Annotated in this window: 6 protein-coding genes; 1 reads left to right on the forward strand and 5 read right to left on the reverse strand. The window is 26.3% G+C overall.

The window, feature by feature from the left end; genetic code table 11:
• Window positions 1-3,288: 3,288 nt before the first annotated feature.
• From GFV14_RS01135 to lolC, 4 genes are all read right to left on the reverse strand, one after another.
• The gene (locus GFV14_RS01135; protein ID WP_457914511.1) at window positions 3,289-4,575 is read right to left on the reverse strand and encodes a NupC/NupG family nucleoside CNT transporter; all 1,287 of its coding nucleotides are present in this window, start codon (window positions 4,573-4,575) and stop codon (window positions 3,289-3,291) included.
• Between the two features lie 3,084 nt (window positions 4,576-7,659).
• Window positions 7,660-8,907, reverse strand: a complete 1,248-nt coding sequence (gene lolE / locus GFV14_RS01140; RefSeq protein WP_457914664.1) for a lipoprotein-releasing ABC transporter permease subunit LolE — start codon at window positions 8,905-8,907, stop codon at window positions 7,660-7,662.
• Entirely contained in the window at window positions 8,907-9,608 is a 702-nt protein-coding gene (lolD, locus tag GFV14_RS01145; protein WP_457914512.1) for a lipoprotein-releasing ABC transporter ATP-binding protein LolD, read from the reverse strand. Before lolD ends, lolE begins: the two co-directional genes overlap by 1 nt.
• Window positions 9,601-10,803 carry a lipoprotein-releasing ABC transporter permease subunit LolC gene (lolC, locus tag GFV14_RS01150; RefSeq protein WP_457914513.1) on the reverse strand — a complete coding sequence of 401 codons (1,203 nt, stop codon included), beginning with the start codon at window positions 10,801-10,803 and terminating at the stop codon, window positions 9,601-9,603. Before lolC ends, lolD begins: the two co-directional genes overlap by 8 nt.
• Window positions 10,804-11,137: 334 nt before the next feature.
• Between lolC and mfd the strand changes: the two genes are divergently transcribed.
• Window positions 11,138-14,587, forward strand: coding sequence for a transcription-repair coupling factor (gene mfd / locus GFV14_RS01155; protein WP_457914514.1), 3,450 nt, complete (start codon window positions 11,138-11,140; stop codon window positions 14,585-14,587).
• A 6,727-nt stretch (window positions 14,588-21,314) separates the two neighbouring features.
• Here mfd and infA read toward each other — a convergent pair.
• Window positions 21,315-21,533: a translation initiation factor IF-1 gene (infA, locus tag GFV14_RS01160; protein ID WP_457914515.1), complete on the reverse strand. Its 219-nt coding sequence runs from the start codon at window positions 21,531-21,533 to the stop codon at window positions 21,315-21,317.
• Between the last annotated feature and the right edge of the window lie 3,231 nt (window positions 21,534-24,764).

Here is a 24,764-nt window from a genome sequence, read left to right on the forward strand (position 1 = left end):
TATCTAGAGTATTAATTTTAGTATTAATAAGTAGTTAATCATCGTATATCAATCCTCGTGATTGTACAATGTTATTTATTATGATAAAGAAATATTTTCTAGTATTCATAGATTTTTCCTTAAAACTTGTAGTTATTTTATATGATAATCGTATTGTAAGGAGTTATTACTTTGTTGTACTGATAATGGTAGAAAAATAAACTGTTTATTGTAAGAACTTTTGTTAGCTTTAAACATGTATATAGATAAAAAGTTTTACTTTATGTGCTGGGTTGAAATTGTTAGTAAGTGACTGTATGTTTGATCTAATGGAACATAGGTTTTTCTGTAGTACTACATTAGATTTCTCTCCTATATAAGTGAAATAGTATAACTTTTTCATTAAGGACATGATTTGAGACTAGGTTTCTTTATTATTCATTGGCTTATTTTCTTTTTACGCGGCGCAGAATTTTTTAAAAGTAGAAAATGACAGCATCGTTTGAAAACTATTGTCTATAATAGTAAACTTATTTTAACTTAAATAGTATTTTACTTTCCTGTTTGAGAAAAAGATTGTAGGGAATGATAAATGAAAAGCTATTCAGTTATATTTTAATTTAATATTTATTACAAAATATTTGATTGAATATTATTTTGAACTGAACAATGGTCGATACTATGATTTTATTTTATTGTTTTACAAGACTTTTATAGGGCTTGTTCTTTATTGTCGCATATTTTAAAAGGATTATTTATAATTTTCAAGACTACTCGTTGAATTTACACTGAATCTGTTTATTTATTTTATTAGAGCAAAATTCATGTTTTATAGATATATTTCTCGATTGTAAAGAAGCTGATATTAAAACTGAAAACTGTTGCATGTGTTATACGTTTAGTCTTAAGTAGTGTGTATTAAATAATTTTATCTAGAAGTCCTAGATTATAAAATAATAAATAATTCGAAACGGTCTAGTGATTTTTCTATGTTAATATGATTTAAATTTTTTACTAAGATATTACTTATTTCTTTCGAATAAGAAATTAATTAAAAATATAATATATTTTCAATTAATTTCTTGTAAATATTGCGTATTTATACGGTAATATTGATGAGTATCTTTATGTGTTTAAAAAATATTAAAGGGTAACTGTAGTGTATAATAATTTTCTTGAGTTAAGTAGATGTTCTTAATCCTTACAATATAGCTTGTCTAGCTAGACAACGATCTTTGTCACTTTATTAAAAATCAAGAAACGAGAATTCTTCTTAAATAGTTAATTCGAAATTACTTATTTTATTTACTCAGGATGCAAAATAGTTGTAATACCGTTCAAATTTACCAACTGATTATTAATGAAGTACTTTCTTGATATCAATTGAGGTACAAGTGCTAATGCAATATAGCTCTTTATAATGTTTAAATATACTAAAATATTTTTTCAACTATAATAGTCATGTAAGATCAAAATCTTTATTTTATTAGAATTTTTCTTGGTTAATAAATATTTGTATACTAGTAAGTATGAAATGTTTAAAGAAATAATCAACTACTGAAAAGTAGTTATATAGAATAATTTTGCTTAATTTTATCTGTGATCTACTAACGTGTTGCATTTATAATAAAGTTTTATATTTCTGAAAAGAAACAGTATCTTTTATTTTTATTTTAGTTTGAATATACTCCTAGCACTTTATATTGTTTCTAATTATAGTGGATTGTTATTATTGAGATAGATATTCATGATGACAACAAGTTGTATGAAGCTGGCTGTATAGATTTTTCTTGATGGTATAACGTATATGTTATCGGATCAAAAGTAATGTACGGATTATTTTGTGTATGCTCTTGTATAAGATTCTAATTAATTTTTTATAAATAATGATTTTCATCATAATATTAGTATAATTTTGCTTTATTATTATGCTGATTTTTTTAGTTTATATAACGCTTGTAAATTGCTGGTTTAATGAATAATTTCAATTTCAATTATTGAAATAAGATTGTAAGTTAATTTATACAGTAGACATCTGCTAGAAAGATACTTGTATTTATTATCTCTATTGTGTTATGACAAACTAAGTACTTTAAAATATACCATTATAAATTATAATATTTTCGCTTTAGGTATTAATCAATTCGTACAGAGCATTAACGAATATTACTGTATTGAAGATTTACTATATACTGAATTAAAAATGCAGCCCCTCATCAAACATAATATTTTTGATATATGTTTAGTTTTAAAGCTGATTTATTATTGTTTCTGCGTAATATGAAGATTATTGGTAGTAAATTATTAAGTTAAAGATGAGTATTGTAATGCTTGTTATTTTTATTTGAGATGTAATAATATTTTTAGTTAATCCAATGTAAGAACAATAGCATAATCTTTTGTAGATCATATTGAAAAGTATCTAGTTAGTTATGTTTTATTATTTCAACGATTTTGATTAGTATATAATATATATCATACGAAAATATTCTATCCGTATAATCTTTATGTTTGAAGATATTCTTCCGGTATATTAGTGATTTTTGTTTAGTTTGCACATCATAAAGTGATATTTTATTCTATAACATTTTTGTAATTGACTCTAGCTGTATTAATTAATCTTAAGTATCTACTATAATATTTGATGATGTTAAAATACATTGTACTATATTAATTTTTATATAATTTTACGTATCTTAATTAATACTTTGATTCTTAATAATAATTAAAGTAGTATGAGTTTGCTATTCTTTATTAATATTGATCTCACTAACTGTATTTTTTAAAAGATTACTGAAGAAGAGTGAGTTATATTAAAATTTTTTTTTGGAGAACCTGAAGTAGTGTATAGAACATATTATACTAATGCACTTAATTAGGATATATACGTTTTTAGTGTCTGTGTGAGAACAGAGTTTTATTTATTAAAAGATTTTTCGATTGATGTTATTTTTGTACGTTTCTGTTATTTTAATAGGATACTTAACAAGTTATTTTCCTTAAAAGGCTCTGAATAAGAATTTAAATTAGTATAATATGCTAGATTGCTACTTATAAATCATTAAATGATGCATAAATATTATTACATGCTGAAAGTTAATATGTATCCTTCCAGGATTGTGTTTCCATATAAAAAATTATTAATAATTTTAAAATTATCGTTTATTTTAGGCTAGGTTTTATTTATCGTAGTATTTTAAAAATATGTATTCATTTTTTAAGTTATAGAAAATTCAGTTTATTTATCTAAAAGTATGAAAATATAATTAAAGCAGGAAGAGCAGTTGCCCTTCCTTAAAAATAAGAAAATTATATTATTGCAAGGGTTAAGAAAAAACCCGCAATTGTTGCACTCATTAAATTAGAGAGAGTACCTGCGAGCACTGACTTCATACCAAGTCTAGCTACATCGCTGCGACGGTTTGGTGCAATACTACCTATACCACCTACTAGAATTGCTACGGAAGCTAAGTTAGCAAAACCGCATAGTGCAAATGAAATAATTGCTTTAGAATAATCTGAAAGCACTTGTTTGCCTGCTGCAAGCACGTCTGCATCAGGCTTCATGTACTCACCAAAATTCATAAAGGCTACAAATTCATTAATAATTAATTTTTGTCCAATAAAAGAACCTGCAATATTTGCTTCGTTCCATGATACACCAATTAAGTAAGCAATAGGAGAAAACACCCATCCAAGAATTAGCTCAAGAGAGAGATCTGGATAATCAAACCAATTACCAATGCCATTTAAAACACCATTCACTAATGCTATTAAAGCAACAAAAGCTAATAACATTGTACCTACGTTCAATGCTAATCGCATACCAGACTCTGCACCTAATGCTGCGGCATCAATAATATTTATTGGAAGCTCTTCTTTTAAAACTAGTTCAGTTGCATTGATATTATCACGTACGTTTTCTGTTTCAGGAATTAACAATTTAGCAAACAATAAACCACCTGGAGCTGACATAAATGATGCTGCGATTAAATATTCCATTGGTACGCCCATCTGAGCATAGCCTGCAAGCACAGAACCAGCTACAGATGCTAAACCACCAGACATAACTGCAAATAATTCAGAAGTAGTCATTGTAGAAATATAATTACGTACAACAAGCGGAGCTTCTGTTTGTCCAACAAAAATATTTGCGGTTGCACATAAAGATTCTGTTCTTGATGTACGGAGGACTTTGTGTAGAGCTCCACCAAGAAATTTAATGATTAGTTGCATAATACCTAAATAATACAGTACTGCGATTAAAGAAGAAAAGAAAACAATATTTGGCAAAACACGTAAGGCAAAAATAAAACCACCGCCGCCAAATAATTCTAACATTTTATCAGAAACAAGACCGCCAAAGATAAAACTGATCCCATCATGACCATAACTAATAACTTTAGAAACACTATCAGAGACTGCTTGTAGTATATTACGACCTGCTGGTATATATAAGACTACAGCACCAAGTGCGAGCTGCATAAAAAAAGCTCCGCCAACGGTACGGAGTTTAATTGCACGGCGATTGCTGGAACATTGCACGGCAATACCAATTAGCACCGCCATTCCGACCAGACTCATAATGAGTTGCATGGAAGAATTCCTGTTAACTGAGTGTAATAGATATAAAAGGAAGCTTATGCGTTCCCTTTGATTTTTTTTGAGGTAATTATAGCGAGTTCCATGCAATAATAAGCAATCTGCATCACAAATATATAGTATAAAAAGTAACAAAAAATCATGTATTGTGATATAAATCACAGTATATCTTATATGCACTTTCAAAAACGTTTATGTATCTTATTTATCAATAAATCTCTAGTATAGTTAAGTGAAGTTAATAATACTTTTGGATACTGAAACGTTCATAGATTAATTTATTTATTTTGAAGCTAATGAAATAACAATATAGTACTTTATAAAATTACTATTTAATTTTGTTATGTTTGTAGTAATAATTGTGTATGACTAAAAATCTATTATTAATATTCAGGATAATTAGTTGTTTTTTGAACAAACTGAAACTTATATATTTGTCGTATCCGTTTCAAATATAAAGGAAAGAAAGAAATCACTGCAAGATTGTTAGGGATATTTAATTATACGCTGACACGTGATGACAAAAAAAGTTGTAAAAAGGTGTGAAGTTTTATAAATGCTTACGTTTGTAAAAATTCACAGAAAATATGTAAAAAATACTATAAGTATAAAGAGTGATAAGATAATAATCTAGAAAGTTAATCATAGTCTTAAGCAGTGGATTTTGTATATAAAATGTTAATATTAATTGTCTATATTATTGTAATGTTGTTACAATCTGTATTGTGTAAAATAATCAGATAGTTTTTTTTGGTGATATTTTTATAAAGTATCTCGATCAAATAGATAAAACATATAATTAAAGAATTGATAAATACGACTTAAGGTTTAATATATTTGAAAATTATTAGTACTGAACGTAAAAATTATGGTATCTAATATTCCATGATTTTCGATGGATGAAATGTGAGTTGTATCAATTGAATAAAAGAAAAAAATTAAAATACGTATCGATACATATATGGATATCGATATAACCAGTAACGCTGAATGAATGTATTTAATAATTATACTTAGTGAAAAATATAGAGTGTTTTTACTCAAATCTATTAGAATATTTAATAAAAATTAGTATGCTGTATATAAATTGTGAGCGTAATTAACAAGATTAATTAATGGTGATTTTTTAAAAATAATATATAAATAAATAATTTATATGTTATTTTATAAATCAATTATTCATGTTACATGAATATAGTTATGTGTTAACTGTACTTTGAAAGTATGATGATTAGTTGACATATGGTGCAGTTGTTATATTAATGAATCTTCTGAAGTATCGTATAGGTTGTTTAAAAATTTATAGGTTGCATACTTAAAGGTTGTTTGAATATACTAATTATATTGGTTAGTTGTTACCTTATTAACTTACATTAAGAGACATTTAAAATTAATTTTTTGTATTACTACAAAGTGGTTTCAATAAAACTATCAATTACTTATTTCATTACTAGTTAAATTGATCTTTACTATTAGTAATAATTTTTCAATATTGACCATGATCGAATTGAAAGAAATATACATTTTTAAAGCTAAATTTACAAAAAAAATAAATCTCTTCCTATTTGTTAAAAAAATATTGTCAGTACTAATTTTATAGCTTAGTAAAAATATATCATATTAATAATATCAACACATTATTTCCTATGTAGTAAATGACTAAAGTGTACATTATATCTGCGCTATATTATATAAAATGTTTAATACTGAAGATTTTAATATAAATGCGGGAATTAAAGAAAATTTTTATAAAATTTTTTAAGAGACTTACATTAATTATTCAGGTATCTTGTATTGATAATGTTCGTATAGTTTATTTAATGACTTTTATGTATCATACTACGATAACACATCTATCAAATTATATATTAATATTATCTATTGTTTGGGTATTTAATTTATTAAATTATAATAAATATATTTTATAATAATTTAGATTGTTAGTTCTAGATACTGTTTTTAAAAAATTAACTTCTAATTGATTGAGTCGTACATTCAGTATAACTGAATGTAAATTATTTGAATAAGTTTTCTATATTTTTAAAAAAATTTTATAACAGTATACAGGCTAATGATTTAGTAATTGAATAAATTTATAACTATTCTGGTGTTTATTGTTATAAAAATATTTTCTACTCAAATATGTGTTTGAACAATTATAGTATGTTTATAATAATTTATTATCTATATATATGATATAGATACTTTTGTATAATTTTATGTCAAAATATTTTATTTAAGTTTTAGATAATTTTATTAGTGATAGAATTAGGTCTTATTTATAAGTCAATTAATCTAATGATATATTAGAAATAATGCGTTTTAATATCACAAGAGCTATAATGCGATTACTCTAACTGTAACTGAGAAGTAATTTTACAACTTATTTATAGGAATATTTTCGTTTTTTCATATTTATTATTTTTTTGATTTTTATAACAAAATCTATTGCAAAATTAACAGAAATGTAACATTTTTAGTATATTTAAATTAATGATGAAATTTCAATAATAGTATACTGTATTTTTATCTTTTGAGTAATAATAAACTTAGGTTAAAGTAAAAAACTTAAAGACTCTTATACTGAAATACTTAGTTACATTTAACTTATAAGTAAAGTTATTATTTGTAAAAATAAGATATATAACATAAGATTAAAAATATATTAAAATTAAAAATTAACAATAACTTGAAGTATCATAATATTGATTACTAAAGGCTACTATATTTTGTGTAAAATTTTATTAATATCTTAGTTGTCATCTATCTCATAAAATTACAACGCCTAGGGTTAAAATATATTTCATTACAAGTAATACTAACTATTAAGTTTCTAAATTACAGGTATATTGTGATTAATTTTTTAATTAATCTTCATTTTGTCTGAATGTGTTATTGTGATTAATATATTAGCGTGATAAACATTGATAGAATGATGAATATATTTAGTACATCTAGATGGTTTAGTAATAAGATATTCAGATAGTAGATATAAAAAGATATTCTTTCTTTCATTGGTCATATAAACAATTACGATATCAATCAGTAATAAATTGTTAACTCATTAAAAATCAAAGATTATTTATAATTTAATATACGCGCTGGGTCTAGTTTTTTTGCTCGGTGTGCTGGATACCAGCTTGCGATCCAACTTAAGAATGCAGTAATTAGCAGTACAAATACCACATTTAATACTTTTAATTGTGCAGGCAAAAAATCAATAAAATAAATATCACCTGATAATATTGTATGACCAATTAGGTATTCTAATCCTTTAATAGTATTTGTTAAATTTAGAGATATCACTATACCAAGTACTGCACCAAGCATTGATCCAACAGAACTATTTAGTAAACCATACCATAAAAAAATAGCTCTAATCTGTTTATCTTTAGCTCCTATTGTTCGTAAAATAGCAATATCACTCCTTTTATCTTTAATAGCCATCACTAATGTTGAAACAATGTTAAAACATGCGACACTAATTACTAAAATTAGTGCTAAATATATAATACTGCGAATAATTTGAATATCATTGTACATGTAACCATAATCCTTCATCCAGCTTGTTATCATTACATGATGCATTGTTTTCATACCAGCATCATAGACAACTTTATCAGCATTAAATGGATTCTCAGCTTTAATTTCAAAACCGGTGATGCCTTTTCCGTAACATAAATACTCTTGAGCATCTTCTAATGGAATTAATGCCAATTGATAATCCAGTAAACCGCTTAAACAAAAAATACCAGAAACCTGTAGACGAATTCGTTTTGGTTGTTGAATGTTTAAACTTACATTAGCATTAGGGATTGTAATAGTTATCCAATCCTTTACTTTCACATGTAAGGAATTAGCAATACCTTTCCCAAGGATAATAGATTTATGACCTGCTTTAAAATATTGCCAAGCATTATTGAGTATAAACTTTGGCAAGGTGCTCACATGAGACGCTCGTTCAGGGAAAATTCCAATTACTCGAATTGCTTTTAAATCCACTCCATGTTCTAATAATCCTGTAAAAGCGATATAAGGAGTGACCGCTTTAACGCCAGGGGTGTTACGAATAACCGTTTCGGCATAGTGCCAATTTTGATAAGGACTTTTAATAGCATCAATATGCCCATGAGGCACTACAGATAATATACGACTCTTAAGCTCACGTTCAAATCCGTTCATAGCACTTAAACCAATAATTAGCACTGCTACACCTAGTGCAATACCTATTATAGAGAAGGCGGAGACTAAAGAAACTATGTTGGTATGAAGGCGACCACGGCTAAAACGTAGTGCAGTTAATAAAGTTAGTGGCAAACAAAACATTACAACGTCTCCAGTGTAGGGTTTTGTCGAAGATATCCATCGCACATCTCAAATTGAAAGGAGAAGCGATGAGCTAGTTTGATATTATGTGTAACTACTAAAAATGCCGTATTTTGTTGATGATTTAACTCACTTAATAGTTCAAACAGTCTATCAGTATTTTGTAAATCAAGATTACCAGATGGTTCATCAGCAAGTACTAAAGTAGGTTGATTGACTAATGCTCTTGCTATCGCAACTCGTTGTTGTTCACCACCTGACAGCTCAGAAGGTTTATGATTTAAACGATGAGTAAGTCTAACTATGTCTAAAATTTTAGCAGCGCGAGTCAAAGCGTTTGTTTTATTTACCCCACCAATAAGTAATGGCATAGCAACGTTTTCTAATGCAGTAAAGTCAGAGAGTAGGTGGTGAAATTGATAGATAAAACCTAAATTTTTATTTCGGATTACTGCTCGTTCATCTGAAGAGAGTTTGTGGATATGTTGGCCACGAAAAATGACCTCACCTTTAGTTGGTGTATCAAGCCCTCCAAGCAAATGCAATAAAGTACTTTTACCAGATCCTGAACTGCCGATAATAGCTATCATTTCAGCTTCGTTCATCGAGAATGAGATATTTTTTAATACTTCTGTTGATAATGTTTTTTGCTGATATGTTTTACTTAAATGTTTGCAGATTAGAAGTTTTCGTTTATTCATATCGTAAAACCTCGGTAGGTTGCACTGTTGTTGCATACCAAGCAGGGTAAAGCGTTGCAAGTAATGAAGTAAGTATAGCGAAAACTGAAATAATTAAAATGTTATGAAGATCAAGCACGATTGGTAATTCTACTCCTTTTGGTAACATACTCAGTAAAGATATCAGATAATTTAATTGACTTGATAATAATACTCCAAGCAATGTTCCTGTTACACTACCAATAATGCCTGATCCCGCACCTTGAAACATAAATATAATTAAAATTTGCACTTTTTTTAAACCTAATGTTTTTAAAATAGCGATTTCTGATTTTTTTTCCATAACTAATAATGAAAGAGATGTAATGATATTAAAAGCTGCTACAGTAATAATTAAACTTAAAAGCAGTATCATCATATTTTTTTCCATTTTCACTGATTGAAAAAATTCGCCTTTTCGTTCACGCCAATCGGTCCATACTAATCCATGAGGTATTTTTTGTTGACTTAGTTTTTCTACTTTTAATGGTTCATCAAGAAATAAATGCCAGCCAGTAATATGGCCTTGAGGATAGCGCAGAATTCGTGCGGCATCATCTTTTTCGACAATTAATTCAGTAGAATCTGCCTCACTATTAGTTTTGAATATACCAGACACTGTAAATAAGCGCTGACTTGGAATACTACCCATCGGCGTTAATTCGCTTACTCCTGGAATGATAATGCGAACTTCATCACCACATTTTAAATTAAGATTCTCTGCTAATTTTTTTCCTAATAAAACATAATATTGACCTATAACTAAGTCATTTTTCTCTTTATCAATCAGATGGCTTAATAGTTGTGATTGTTCATTTGTATCAACACCAATCATGATTCCGATACCAACGTTTGAATGACTTTGTAAAACTACATCAGATTGTACAATTGATGTAATCTGATGTACATCTTTTAGATTCATTAGGCTTGAAGATGGATATTTTTTTGGGTCAATATGTCCATCAGGTGATGTCAAAATAACCTGCGGAATATAAGCAAGTATGCTATCTTGGAGTGAGCGTTCGAAACCGTTCATCACAGAAGTTACTATGATAAGTGCTAACACTCCTAATGTAATTCCAATTGTGGATAAGTTAGATGTAAAACTCTTAAATTTATCGGTTGTTGGTCCGAACATGTATCGTAGACCTATAAAGATTGAGATACAATAATGCATAAAATTTATGATTCCTATGTTGCTAAAGAAAAGTGTTCAAGGATAATAAAGGTTACGAATACTTAATGGAACTAAGTATCTCTAGTTTTAAATTGTGTTATTGACTGGATCTGGTGATAATTCTTTGAGACTGTACTTAAAGAATTTAGAAAACATTAAGTAGAAAGCTAGTAACTCAACCAGTAAAATGATACCAATAAAAATGTACCAGAGTACACAGCATGTAGCTCGTTTGAACAACATTGTAATAAAAAATGCAGTTTAAATTATTACGGGTATGTTCAGAGTTATCTTGCGCTATTTAACCATTATGTAATGAGAAACTAAATATTTTATGTCTTTAAAATTTCGTTATGAACTCCCAACGCATAGCAGTACCGTCATTCATCTTGGGTGTTTGATTGGGTCTGCTAGTGCAGTTGAATGTGGAGAGATAATAAAACGTCATCCAGGCCCTATTGTTATTATCACGAGTGATATGCACAATACGTTACGTTTACAAAATGAAATTCAACAATTTACTCAATGGAACATTGACGTTCTTTCTGATTGGGAAACTTTACCTTACGATAGTTTATCTCCGCACCAAAAAATTGTTTCACAAAGATTATCGACCCTATACCATTTACCTATGATGAAAAAGGGCGCTTTAATCCTTCCAGTGAATACTTTAATGCAGAAAGTCTGCCCTGCAGACTTTTTAAATAATCATGCTTTAATTATGGCAAAAGGCGATCATGTCTCAAGAGATGTATTACGTAATACGCTAGATCAAGCAGGTTATCGCAATGTCGAGCAAGTAATTGAACATGGTGAATATGCAATTCGCGGTGCATTAATAGATCTATTCCCAATGGGAAGTTTATTACCTTATCGTATTGATTTTTTTGACAATGAAATTGATAGCTTGCGTACTTTTAATATTGATACACAAAGAACACTTGAAGAGGTTAGTAATATTAACTTACTACCTGCCCATGAGTTTCCAACTGATAAAGATTCTATTGAAGTTTTTCGTAGTAAATGGCGAGAACGTTTTGAAGTTAAGCGTGGCTCTAATCACATATATCAGCAAGTCAGTAAAAAAATGTTATCAACAGGAATTGAGTATTGGCAGCCTTTATTTTTTAGGAAATCTATGTCATCCTTATTTGATTACCTACCCGCTAATACCTTGTTTATTTCTCAAAATTATCAAGAATTTGCTGAACGTTTTCAAATAGATATAGAAAAACGTTATGAAAATAAAAGAGTTGATCCAATGCGCCCACTTCTACCACCAGCTGATTTGTGGTTGACTGTCGAGCAACTTAACTCATTACTTAATCAATGGCCCCATATTAAACTTTCGATTGAAAAATTACCTAATAGAGTTACAAATACTAATTTAGATTATTTTCCATTGCCAGATATTACTGTACAAGGAAAAAGTAAACAGCCCCTAAAAAAATTATGTGAATTTATAGAAAAATTTAAAGGTACTGTAATATTTTCTGTTGAAAACGAAGAACGACGTCAAACTCTTAGCGAATTATTAAAGCGATGTCAGATTTATCCTGATATTATTAACTGCTATTCAAGTCCACTTAAAAATCGTTTCGCTGTTATGACAGGGGCTACGGAATATGGATTTATTCAAGCAGATCAAAATCGAGCTTTAATTTGTGAAAGCGACTTATTAGGGAGGCGAATAACTCATTTTCGCAGTAATAATGATCGTAGTATTATTCATAGCGATACATTGATCCGTAATTTAGCTGAATTGCGCCCCGGTCAGCCTGTAGTGCATATTGCACATGGGGTGGGTCGTTATCAAGGATTAATGACTCTTGATATAGGTGGAATTGAGACTGAATATTTGATTCTCACTTATACCGGTAGTGATAAACTTTATGTTCCTGTTTCATCATTGCATCTTATTAGCCGCTACTCAGGAGTATCGGATGAAAACGCACCACTTCATCGTCTTGGTAGTGATAGTTGGGAGCTTGCACGGAAAAAAACTGTAGAAAAGGTTCGTGATGTAGCTGCTGAACTCCTTGATATTTATTCGAAGCGTACTGCAAAACCAGGATTTTCATTTAAATATAACAAAGATCAATATCAAGAATTTTGCCAAAGTTTTCCATTTGAAACTACCATAGATCAAAAGGTCGCTATCAATGCAGTACTGAGCGACATGTGTCAACCAATTGTAATGGATCGATTAGTGTGTGGTGATGTAGGATTTGGTAAAACTGAAGTGGCGATGAGAGCCTCTTTTTTAGCCGTCAACAATAATAAGCAAGTTGCCATTCTTGTTCCAACCACCCTCCTTGCTAAACAACATTTTGATAATTTCCGGTATCGTTTTGCTAATTGGCCTATTAATATCAAAATGCTTTCTCGATTTAATACTTTAAAAGAACAACAATCAATTCTTGCAAACACAGCTCAAGGTAAAATTAACATTTTAATTGGTACACATAAATTATTGCAAAGTAATTTGATTTGGTATGATTTGGGGTTGCTAGTTGTAGACGAAGAACACCGTTTCGGTGTGCGTCATAAAGAACGTATTAAGGCTATGCGTGCCAATATTGATGTTCTTACACTTACAGCAACACCTATTCCACGTACACTTAATATGGCCATGAGTAGTATGCGTGATCTCTCTATTATCGCTACTCCACCAGCTCATCGATTAGCAGTAAAGATTTTTGTGCGGAAATATGATGAATTAATTATTCGTGAAGCTATTCTGCGTGAAATTATGCGTGGAGGTCAAGTCTATTATTTATATAATGATGTTGAAAATATCGAGAAAGCTAAAAAACGACTTACAGATCTAGTACCTGAAGCGCATATTATGATTGCGCACGGCCAAATGCGTAAGATTCAATTAGAACGAGTTATGAATGATTTTCATCACCAACGTTTTAATGTTTTAGTTTGTACGACTATTATTGAATCAGGTGTAGATATTCCAACTGCTAATACTATTATCATTGAACGTGCTGATCTTTTTGGTCTAGCACAATTATATCAATTACGTGGACGAGTGGGCCGCTCTCATTATCAAGCTTATGCTTATTTGTTAATTCCGAATTTAAAATCTATGACTAGTCATGCTCATAAACGTTTAGAAGCGATTTCTTCAATAGAAGATCTTGGTGCTGGATTTGCCATTGCTACTCATGACCTTGAAATTCGTGGTGCGGGAGAATTACTCGGTGAAGATCAGAGTGGGCAAATTATTACTATTGGTTTTACTCTTTATATGGAACTATTAGAGAGAGCTGTTGATGCATTAAAGAAAGGTCGTGAACCTTCTTTAGAGGATCTTATCAATCAGCATATAGAGGTAGAATTACGTGTACCTGTGTTACTGCCTGATGATTATATTCACGATGTTAATGTTCGCTTATCATTTTATAAACTAATTGCTAGTGCCCGCCAAGAAGATGAGCTTAATGAATTACGTATAGAATTAATCGATCGTTTTGGTATGTTACCAGATGCTGGAAAATTTTTACTTGCTTCTGCTTCAATAAGACTTCAGGCTGAACAATTAGGGATTCGGCGTATTGAGGCTCATGAGCAAGGTGGATTTATTGAATTTGGAGAAAAAAATAAAGTTTCACGAAATTTTTTGATAAGTTTACTGCAAAATCAACCACAAATTTTTCGTCTAAATGGTCCAGATAAATTAAAATTTATTCTTAACTTAAGCGAACGATTTACTCGGATAGAATTTATTAATCAACTATTGAGTAGTTTTGCTGAAAATATTTTAACTGTGTGAGGTACAATGATGTTTGTCAATATAATTTAAAAGCCTAGAGGTATAATTCTTGAATATAAAAGCATAAGTCTTATACAATGAGAAAGGCTAACTCTTATTATCTATATTAATGATTTAATTATTTTAAATAACACAGGTTTACTATCTTTAGTTAAAAGATTTCAATATGTATAAAAATATGGAAAATAATAGATGCATCTCTTGTGTTATAGCTATTAATTTCATTAATTTTCTTAGTATACTGATTTTGATGCAATACTTTTATTAAATTTCATGCGGCTTTCATCTAAACAAATGAAATAAATCTTAAAATTTAACGAGAAAAATCTTAATAATTTATTGAATATCCTAAGTATTTTATTCTATTGAATCAAAAAATCATTAGCTAAGTTTAGTATGTATTGTGAACAATGATAATATTTTTGTTTAAGCAGTATTGTAATTTTAAGCAATGAATAATTTATTAATGCCCTATTAATCCAGATTAAGTATTATATTTAGAACAGGAAGTTGTTAATAGTATAATGTAATTTTGGTTATAATGATTTCTTGAGTAAAGAAATAAAATTATAGTAAGATTTGCATTATTTGAACTGTAGTTCATCATGAAAGTATGAAATTAATGATCACAATAGTCAATAGTTAATTGAAAATATTGGTTTTTTCGATTTATAGTGTAATGTAATATGTCATGTCTCTATGTTGTTGTCAAAATTTAGTTCTACTATTACTAATATGAGTCACTAGCTATAATTATTATTAGCGTAGAAATAGTTAATTCTTGTGCCTCACATGATCTTTCTAATATCAAGGATTCAGTGTAAGTAATGAATGATGTATTAACTTGTTTAGTAATAGTCAAGATATTTTATTGCAAACAACTATTGTGTTTTTCTGTTTAATATTTAAATTCTGGCCTTCCCGTTTAGTATTATATAATTAAAAACGTTTTTATCTTTTCATTTTTATTATTAGTTTCATTAGATTGTAATAAATTAGTAATATAGATGTGTGAAAAATTATATTTTATGATAGACGTTAATGCATCGTAATTGATACACTCATCAGTAAGTAAATAATCAGAATTGTTATTTTAAAAAGTAAATTTAATAATTTGAGTTGCATGATGTGTAATGATAAATAAGATTAAGACTAATTTTAAAATTGATGGTTTATATCAATTCATATATAAAACTTATCTTTAATGATTGTATTTTGTTATTCAGGATTTATATACCCGAGTTTTATTTTTTAGATATTATTCAATAGTAACAGTCTTTAGTGTCTTCAGAATAATCTATATTTATTATATAGTTATATTAGTTAATGTATAGAAGATTAGTTTAATATCAGTATGCTGTACATGTCTTTTCACTACAAAGATAGTGTTTTTATGTTTTTAGTGAGACTACCGAAAACTTTTCTAGGAAATATAAATTTGTAAAGATGATTTTTAGGTTGGACTCTATCCATGTTTTTGTGAAAAATTTTATACTAAAAACGATAACAGAAATATTTGGTAATATAAATTATATATGATTAATTATCATTAAATAATGTTGCATTTTTAAAATTTTTATATTACACTAATGTACTACATGACTAAATCGTTATTATGAAGTGCAATCATAGATGAAGTTAGATTTCATTTTTTAAGTTTCTCAAAGAGAAACTTGTAAACATTTTAATCTTAACATCTATGTTTTTTAAGTGCACACATATTTTTAAAACAATAGTTTTTCATGAGTTACTAATAGTATTGATTTTTACTTTTTTCAAAAGTATTGGAAAAAGTTATTATTGCTTGTTTTTTAAATTAATATTATCGTGATAAGATGGTAAGAAAAATAAAAGTACAAGTTGTAAGTGCGGATTAATATTAATACTATTATCGCTAGACTTTCTTAAGGTTTATCCGATTATTTTTTATTTAATATTAAGTTTTAATAACAACTAATGAAGTAAATAATTGATGGTATAGTGTTGTATTTTATTGCATTTAAGTTTTTTTAAACTTTGACTAGTTTAGTGAGCGATAGCCGAGCTTTCATTAATTAATATCTCAAACAAGTCTTTCTTTATTGTCAAGTTAATTTAGAAGATAAATTAGTCTGCGTTGAGCGGATCTACTATAATTAACATGGAGAGAATCATTAAAAAGTTATTAATGTATTTTATATATTAGTACATTCGGAAATAACATTTAATCTTTAAAGTGATGATTAAAATAAGACAAAATTAAGTTTATTTTTATTTTTTATTGATTATCATTTCCTAAGAAATGAATGGATACTTTATAAATTAAGTTGCATTTAAGAACTGTTTTAAAGATATTGTGAATATCATTCTTCTTACAAAGACTTATTGAATAATAAAAACCTACAGTATTGTCATCAGTCAAAAATATTTTAATAAATTGAAATCTTCTTTCTTAATGTAAGGAAGACAGAAATTGCTAATAAGCAGTATCTATAAATAATACTATTTATTTCTTATATATTCTTGAAATCGCTACTAGTAATAGATGTTTATTATTAATTTTTTTAGAAAAGTTATTGTGTCTTTCTATGTAAAATTTTAGAAAATAGAGATCAAGTTATTAAAAATTTATTCAAAATCTGGTTAATGAAACCCTTATCAACAATGGTGGAATACCCATACTATTTTTATAGTGCTTGCTGCTAAAGAATACAGATACAGATTGTTAAAAGATTGTTATATTAATAGAAAAAGTTTACGGTATTAAATAATAGATTTCTGTAGACATTAAATATTTCTTTCCTACAATTATAATTGTAGATAAGTATCATTACTGATAGAAAACGCTTAGAGAATGTTTAGATTAAATAAAAAATCACTTACATTTAAAAAGATTATCTTAGGGATAGTATTATATGAGTGAAATCTTTGCAAATGTGTATATTCCACATAATTACATAGTAATTGAAAGAGAAATTATAATAAACTGTATAACTTAAACTTATATTATACCTTTAAAGTATTAGAGAGATCAATTGTATATTTTATTAGCTGAACAAATATAACGAATGTAAAAGAAGTGCAAAAAAATCTCTAAAGATTTGTATGAGGTATTTTAATTTAGTATACATTATTATGCTTTTACTAAGAAATAACACTAAATAAGATTTACAATATTTCAAAGTGACAATAAATACTTAGCTTAATGTCTTGCTATAATAATTATAATTATTGTCTTCACTGGTAGTTTTGACCGATGCTTAAGCTATTTTAATTTTCATTTAATCAAGGTGTTATGATATTAAAAAATAATAATCATGGATGTCTATATATATTATTATGACTTTACAATAATGATATGTATTTGATATTAAAAAGTTTATTTTTAAATCATTGGATTAACATTTGAGTATGTAGTTCAATGTTTTTCAAAGCTGAGATTCATAAAAAGTAGTACAGATAATTTCTAAAGATTATAAAGTATTAATTATAAGATTTCAGAGTAATAAATTATATCATTAGATAAATATACTTACTTTAGCCTCTTTTACTAACATGATTTAACGAAACAGTTTTCTACATTTTTTATTTATTCATTTTGTATAAGAATAATATAACAATACATCGTCACCTTTATTGTTTAGTCGGATGACATTAAATGCTTTTAGCATTATTTAACTCTTTATTTGTATTTTTATTTATTTGATTGTGTTGGATTTTGGAGGTGTGATATTATATAAAAAGCATAATATATATGTAAAATAAATATAATAACTTGTTTATGTTATAACATAAATACTGCAGTGAATTATACTCTGATGTCATAATCTTGATATAAAAATTTATAAAGAAGTGAGATTTATAAAGTTTGAGGTAAATGATTGTGAAATCATATAAGGAAATTTCATGTTGAATGATATTGTAATTATGGTTAAGCAATAATTAATATAATAATTAACAATACACGTAGTATGTTTTTGATATTAATTTTAATATAAATTATTGATAGTTATGTTTGATTCATTAACGTTAGTAACGTGCAAGAAGATACATAACGAAAAATTTTTAGTACATTTTAAAAAAATTATTTTAATGAAGAACTAAAAAAAATTTTTCAAGTTTCTTCTTTAATATTATAAAGTTGTCTTTAAGTATAATAAGGAAGTTATATAATATTCTTATCAAAGCATCATAAAATTTTTTAATAAAAAGTCATATATAGCATATATTTAATTTAAAATTCATCACTATGTTCTCAAATAAGAATACTTTTGTTCTGTAAAACCGTTCAATATCAATTATATTCATGATATATCTAATTGGTTGGTTAAACAGGAAAATTTTACCTTTTAAATTATGTTAGTTATTATATTTTTAGCATATTTGACTTCCCATGTCATTTTAATCGAATGATTTGGAGTACGGATCTATATTAATTTTTTTAGGTAATTATTTATATTTAATCAAGACTTGTAGTGTAGTTTTAATTTTAAATTTTTAAAAGTAAAATGATTAATATAATTTTTTAAAAATAAAACCTTTAGAACTATTAAAATCAGAAGTTAATATATAAACATATTTTTACTCTAAGAAAAAAGTCAAATTTTTAAGTGTCATAATTTTTATAAATTGTATAAATAGGATAAAATAAGAGTTTACATTGCTGACACTAATCAAGAAATATTTAAAAATTTAATATTTTTAATAGTAAAAATAAATTCACTGAGTAAATTTAATGTTTATGATTGATTATCTATATCGCTATATATCCTTAAAACTTTTTCAATATAAGATATATGTTGTGTAATTTTCAGTACGATTACTATATAACAATGTTATTAGTGTGAAACTGTTAAAATATAGTTATAAGATTTTTAGTGATGTTCGAAAAACCAATAATATTTTTCAATAATAAAAAGCAAAAAGCTATTAATAATAGAGATATAGATTATAAAAATACTACAATGTTGATAAAACTGTTGTTAGTATAAAGTGCTTTGATAATTTTGAGTTTATACAAAATTATTTATCTTTTTAAACAATATTTTAGAAAATATTCATCATGAAAGTGAAAAATTTTCGGGTAGTATATAACAGAGATTGAGTTAAATTATATTGATAGAAAAAGTAATAGATTTTATATCTTTAATCAATGCTTAATTGTGAAGTGTTTTAAATCTATATTTTTCTTTTTTTTAGATAATATATATTAAAAATGTCAATTCTGTGAAAAATATCCGAGACCTCCTTAATTTTTAATATAGCATTTATTATTTTTGTATTGCATAGAATAGTGTTGAATAGTTTTTCAATATTATTCACTATATTGTACATGCATCAATCTAAGATAAGGATATTTTTGAATCAAATTAGAATATTTTGCATAGAACGTATATAGTAAAAAATTATTTCCGAATAACATATAAATAATTTTTTAATAATTGTAATTAACAGGAACACAGCGTCCAGTAGGTTGCTTTTTTAGAGGCTAATATATTCGAAAGAACTGTTCATTTTTATTTTATCATTATAACAATAATATATTCTTGATGAAGATTTTATTTTAATAAAACTATATCATTAAAAAGTATTGCATATGTATTGAAATATAATAACGCGTATAAAGAAATGACAAAGTGCAATATAGAATATAGATGGATAAAGCAAAGATCTTAAATACGCTTCGTAATATAAAGTAAAAGATAAAATTTTTGATGTATCTGAGATACAGTTTGTATAGTGCACGTTCTACTAATTTTTTAAACAATCGTTTTTGAGTAAGAAAAAGATGACAATAGCAGATCTATACAACATATTATTTTTGAAAAATATAATACAATATTATATTTCAATAAAATCATTAAAATACTATGAAGTAGAGTGGAAAATAAGATAAACTTGTCGGTTTTTTCTGATTTATAGGCTTTACAATCGTTTCTAAAATTAAGATAATAAGTTACCTAGTTTGAGTGACTAATGTAACATGGTCTTTTATTTTAATGTGTCAGAGTATATAAAATATAATACTAGTAAGCTTTATAATTTCTTCTCGTTTTAGAGATACCAGTTTTGATTAAAATAAATTTATTTATGGATATAGTTATCATACATCTTCATTTAGTTGTGTTTCTCAGTTAAATGTAAAAGGTATATCTTTCATATATTAAATACTTTAATGTTAATGTTTTAGTGATAGAGTTTTAGCTTATTCATTGAATAATCATCAGTTTAAAGAAAATTTTTGTTATATGATTATTATCAGAATGCTTTATGCCGGGGGGGTAGGATAATATAGCGATGTTTAGATGTATTTATTAAAAAATGAACGTAAGTTCTGTAATGATCTAGATAATGCAATGTAATGTAATTCATTATAAGTTAAAATTATTATCTAAAAGTGGATCCAACTATTCTAAAGTGATAATTACAGTTAAATACTAATTAAAGTTATCGCAGTATTGCATTGTTGTTTATGTCACATACTGTCTATAAAGTAATGCGAGTCTAAGGATTTCTGGAAGGCATTATTAAAGAACACTGAAATCACTATTAAAAGTTACTTTTTTGAATCTTTTGATTAAAATAATTTGACATTATTAAGATTGATAATAAAGTAATACGTTGATATATGTGTAATAATATACATAAGAAATCTTCAAAGGATATAGTCTTGTTTGCAAGTAAACTATGAGTGTGTTCGTTAGTCAAGGTGTATTCATGGTAGTATTAAGTCTGTTAAAAATCAAAATCAGCGGCTACGAAAAATAATACGACCTTTACTCAGATCATATGGTGTTAACTCTACAGTTACTTTGTCGCCAGTGAGAATCCGAATATAGTTTTTGCGCATCTTCCCTGAAATATGAGCAGTTACTACATGATTATTTTCTAATTCAACACGGAACGTTGTGTTTGGTAAAGTATCTAATACTATACCCTGCATTTCAATATTATCTTCTTTTGTCATCTAATCCTCTATGTCTAATAACTATAATTTTTACTTTTAAGATAATGCCTAAAAATACTTACTAAGTAAAGTAATCTTGTATTTTAAAATACTTTTATTTTTGAACAGTGTTAAAGCACACAATTACTAAAATAAAAATTATTACATGACCAACATTTAGTGTTTTAATAGATTGTATAAAATGGCATACAAATTTGATGATTTTATCATAATTACAATAAACAATTTTAAAAAAAATCAAACAAAACTTTATGTTTAATGAAATGGTTTATTAGTTTAGTATTTAATTATTAAAAACTACTTATTACAGTATAAAAAATACAAATAGAGTTTAAGAAAAACTATTTTAGATAGATTATTGATTTCATGAAATATAGATTTGACATAAATCAGTGTCTTATATTCATACTATATACTTTCAATTAAGTTGAGTATCATACCAAGTTTTAATTAAATGTGCGATAGATTCTTAGTGTTATTTTTGATATTTTTATCTCAAGTAAAATCTAATTTTTCTTTAAACATAGAATAAGTTTTTATTATATCTTATAAAGATATAATAGATCATGATGCCATACATGTATTGTAAAAAATTTTCATTGAATGAAATATGCAATATTTTCATTAAAAAACAGATGAAGTGATTACGATAAAAGAATTTAACATAAATTTAAATAAATTTATGTGATTTCATATGAATTAAAAAATAATGAAATTGTAACTTTAAAAGAGGCTGATAAAATATTATTCTATGCTTTCATCATGCTTATGATAAGTGTTGTATACATGTCTGTTGTACTTTGTATACAAGCTGTATTAGAGTGAGTGATTGATTAATGCATTGTTGTATTGATAAGTTGAACGATGCTGTTTTCTAGAAACATGTAACTTTCTGTTTATTTGTTTATTAAGGTTTATTATACAATAGCGTGAAAGTGATTCTTCATTACTGTTATTTAGGATAAATAATTGAAATCTATATTGATTTATTCATGAGTTAAGTGTTTTGAATTTTCTAGAAACTATTCTTATATAATTTATTTTAAGAGTTTATTGAAAATACTTTTCAAAGATAACGATCTTTATATTTTCTATGAAAATTAAAATTCTACAATATGGATGTTAATTTAAAAAGATTCTGATAAATTTTATGTTTATTCTTCAAAATTCAAATAGAGAATCTGTTTTAAGATGAGTGTATATAGAATTTTTGTATACTGTTATGCATTTTCAAAAAACGTTTTGTGATTAAAGGTTGTTTTTATTAATATTTTACAGAAATACTACCAGTATATATTATCATTTAAAATTAAAACTATTTTAAAATAAATAATTAAAATACACTTAAGATTTTTAAAACTAGCATGAAAATTTATAGATTGTAAAATCTGTATTATTAATATTAAAAAGATTAAACAAACAGTGTCATGATTATTAATAAAAAAATCGTTAATAAGACAGATATTATTTTAAAAGGTTATAATATAAGCAATGGATCGTCAGGTGTTGTTGACATTACACGAGACATCAATTTTATTACTTAATGGTGTCTCTATGCACGTTCATTAATAAATGAAATAATATTTTTTGATAAGATTGGCGCTGTTATAGTTTGTACTCTATATAAAAAGTTAATTATATAAGTAAAAATATATTAGCAATTAGATATAATATAAGCAAGTAAAATATTTTTAAAGCATTTATATTATATACTTCGTGTCTCCATTAAAAAATTACAATATAATTATTTTGTTCTTATAATATTTTTTAAGATGTAATGGTTAAATGTATATTTCATTGTATAGATTAATATTACTGATATTGATATATAAAAGAATTTGAATCAGTATTTAAATATTAATGTTGAGTTGATTTATCTAGTATTTATTGTTTTTTTATTTCACAAAAATTTTTAATCAATTCAGAGTTTCAAGATTTATGTGATCACTGTTAAATGTTAATATTTAATAATTTAAGAGTGATACATCGTGATTTATTTTTACAAAATCATAGTATAATGTCTATCGACAACTAGAATAGAACATGAAAGCACTAATAACTCGCCAAGAAAATAAGCAAGTTTAGCATGTACTAGTCCATATTTTTGGAACAGAATACTTCTGTACAAGAAAAATAGAAAAAAATTTTAATGTTAGTGTGGTTGATATAGAAGAAGAACATTTTAAGTTTTTAATTTATAATATGTTGTAAAGATAATCATTAAAGTGTTTAGAGATATTTGTTTATTCTATGATATAAAATCGGTAGTCAAGGTTAACTTTTTTGTTTGACTGGCAATTAGTAAATTACCTTTTACTTAAGAAAATATTAAAAGTTATGAGAAGCTGCATTTCTGTTATTAAAACCCTATGTAAATTTTAGATTGCGTATTAATGATGTGTCAATAAAAGATATAGGAAGTATAGATAATGATATTCATAATGATAGAGAAAATATATTGTTATTGTATAGATTTAAGATGAACTCTTAATAAATGTCTTCACAAGAATAAAAGACGTGTGAAGTTCTTGTCTAAAACTTAGCATCATTATTTATGATACTTGATTTATTCTAGTTTTACTCTAAGATTGAAGACGTTGTTGTTAGTATTATTTATTATAATCAGTGATGGTAGTAATTATATTAATTACTAAAATATTGCTAAAAATTTTACTTCAGCTGCATCTTTTAAATTATAATCAGGATCACTCTGTGACGTTTTTGACTTCTTATTAAACATATTTAGACAAATTTTCATGTTCTTTCTTAAAACAAGATTAACATGCAACACTGCAATTCATCGAGAAATATTGAAATATATTAAATTCTATTTCCTCAGAAGAAAGTATTTTACTCTTATAAAAATAAATATGTGTGAGTTTTTGTGTTGAGTTGTGTGTTTTAAAAAGATTTTTCTATTGAGACATGATGCTAAGAGGGAGTTGTTAGTAAACACTGTGTATGTTAATTTTATTTAGACTGTGGGAAAAAAGAAACTGCGATACATGAAGTTAAGCTGACTAGCAACGTCGTTAAAAGATGTTTTGGATAAGCTTTGGACAAACAGTTTTTCAAAAATTACTAATAGTACTTTTGTATAAAAGTAAAGAAGAGAGATACAGTTTGTAAAAATATGATGATTTTCGTTATTAAATATATTATGCTAAACACTTTATTTTAAGTCACATGAATTATAATTACGACGAAAAATCGTACAGATAAAAAGTTTTT

The sequence above is a fragment of the Candidatus Hartigia pinicola genome, from assembly GCA_020541205.1.
Lineage (GTDB): Bacteria > Pseudomonadota > Gammaproteobacteria > Enterobacterales > Enterobacteriaceae > Hartigia > Hartigia pinicola.

Coding starts and splice junctions, on each gene's coding strand:
- GFV14_RS01135 (WP_457914511.1), bottom strand. CDS start 4,575: ATGCAACTCATTATGAGTCTGGTCGGAATGGCGGTGCTAATTGGTATT.
- mfd (WP_457914514.1), top strand. CDS start 11,138: ATGTCTTTAAAATTTCGTTATGAACTCCCAACGCATAGCAGTACCGTC.
- infA (WP_457914515.1), bottom strand. CDS start 21,533: ATGACAAAAGAAGATAATATTGAAATGCAGGGTATAGTATTAGATACT.
- lolE (WP_457914664.1), bottom strand. CDS start 8,907: ATGTTTTGTTTGCCACTAACTTTATTAACTGCACTACGTTTTAGCCGT.
- lolD (WP_457914512.1), bottom strand. CDS start 9,608: ATGAATAAACGAAAACTTCTAATCTGCAAACATTTAAGTAAAACATAT.
- lolC (WP_457914513.1), bottom strand. CDS start 10,803: ATGCATTATTGTATCTCAATCTTTATAGGTCTACGATACATGTTCGGA.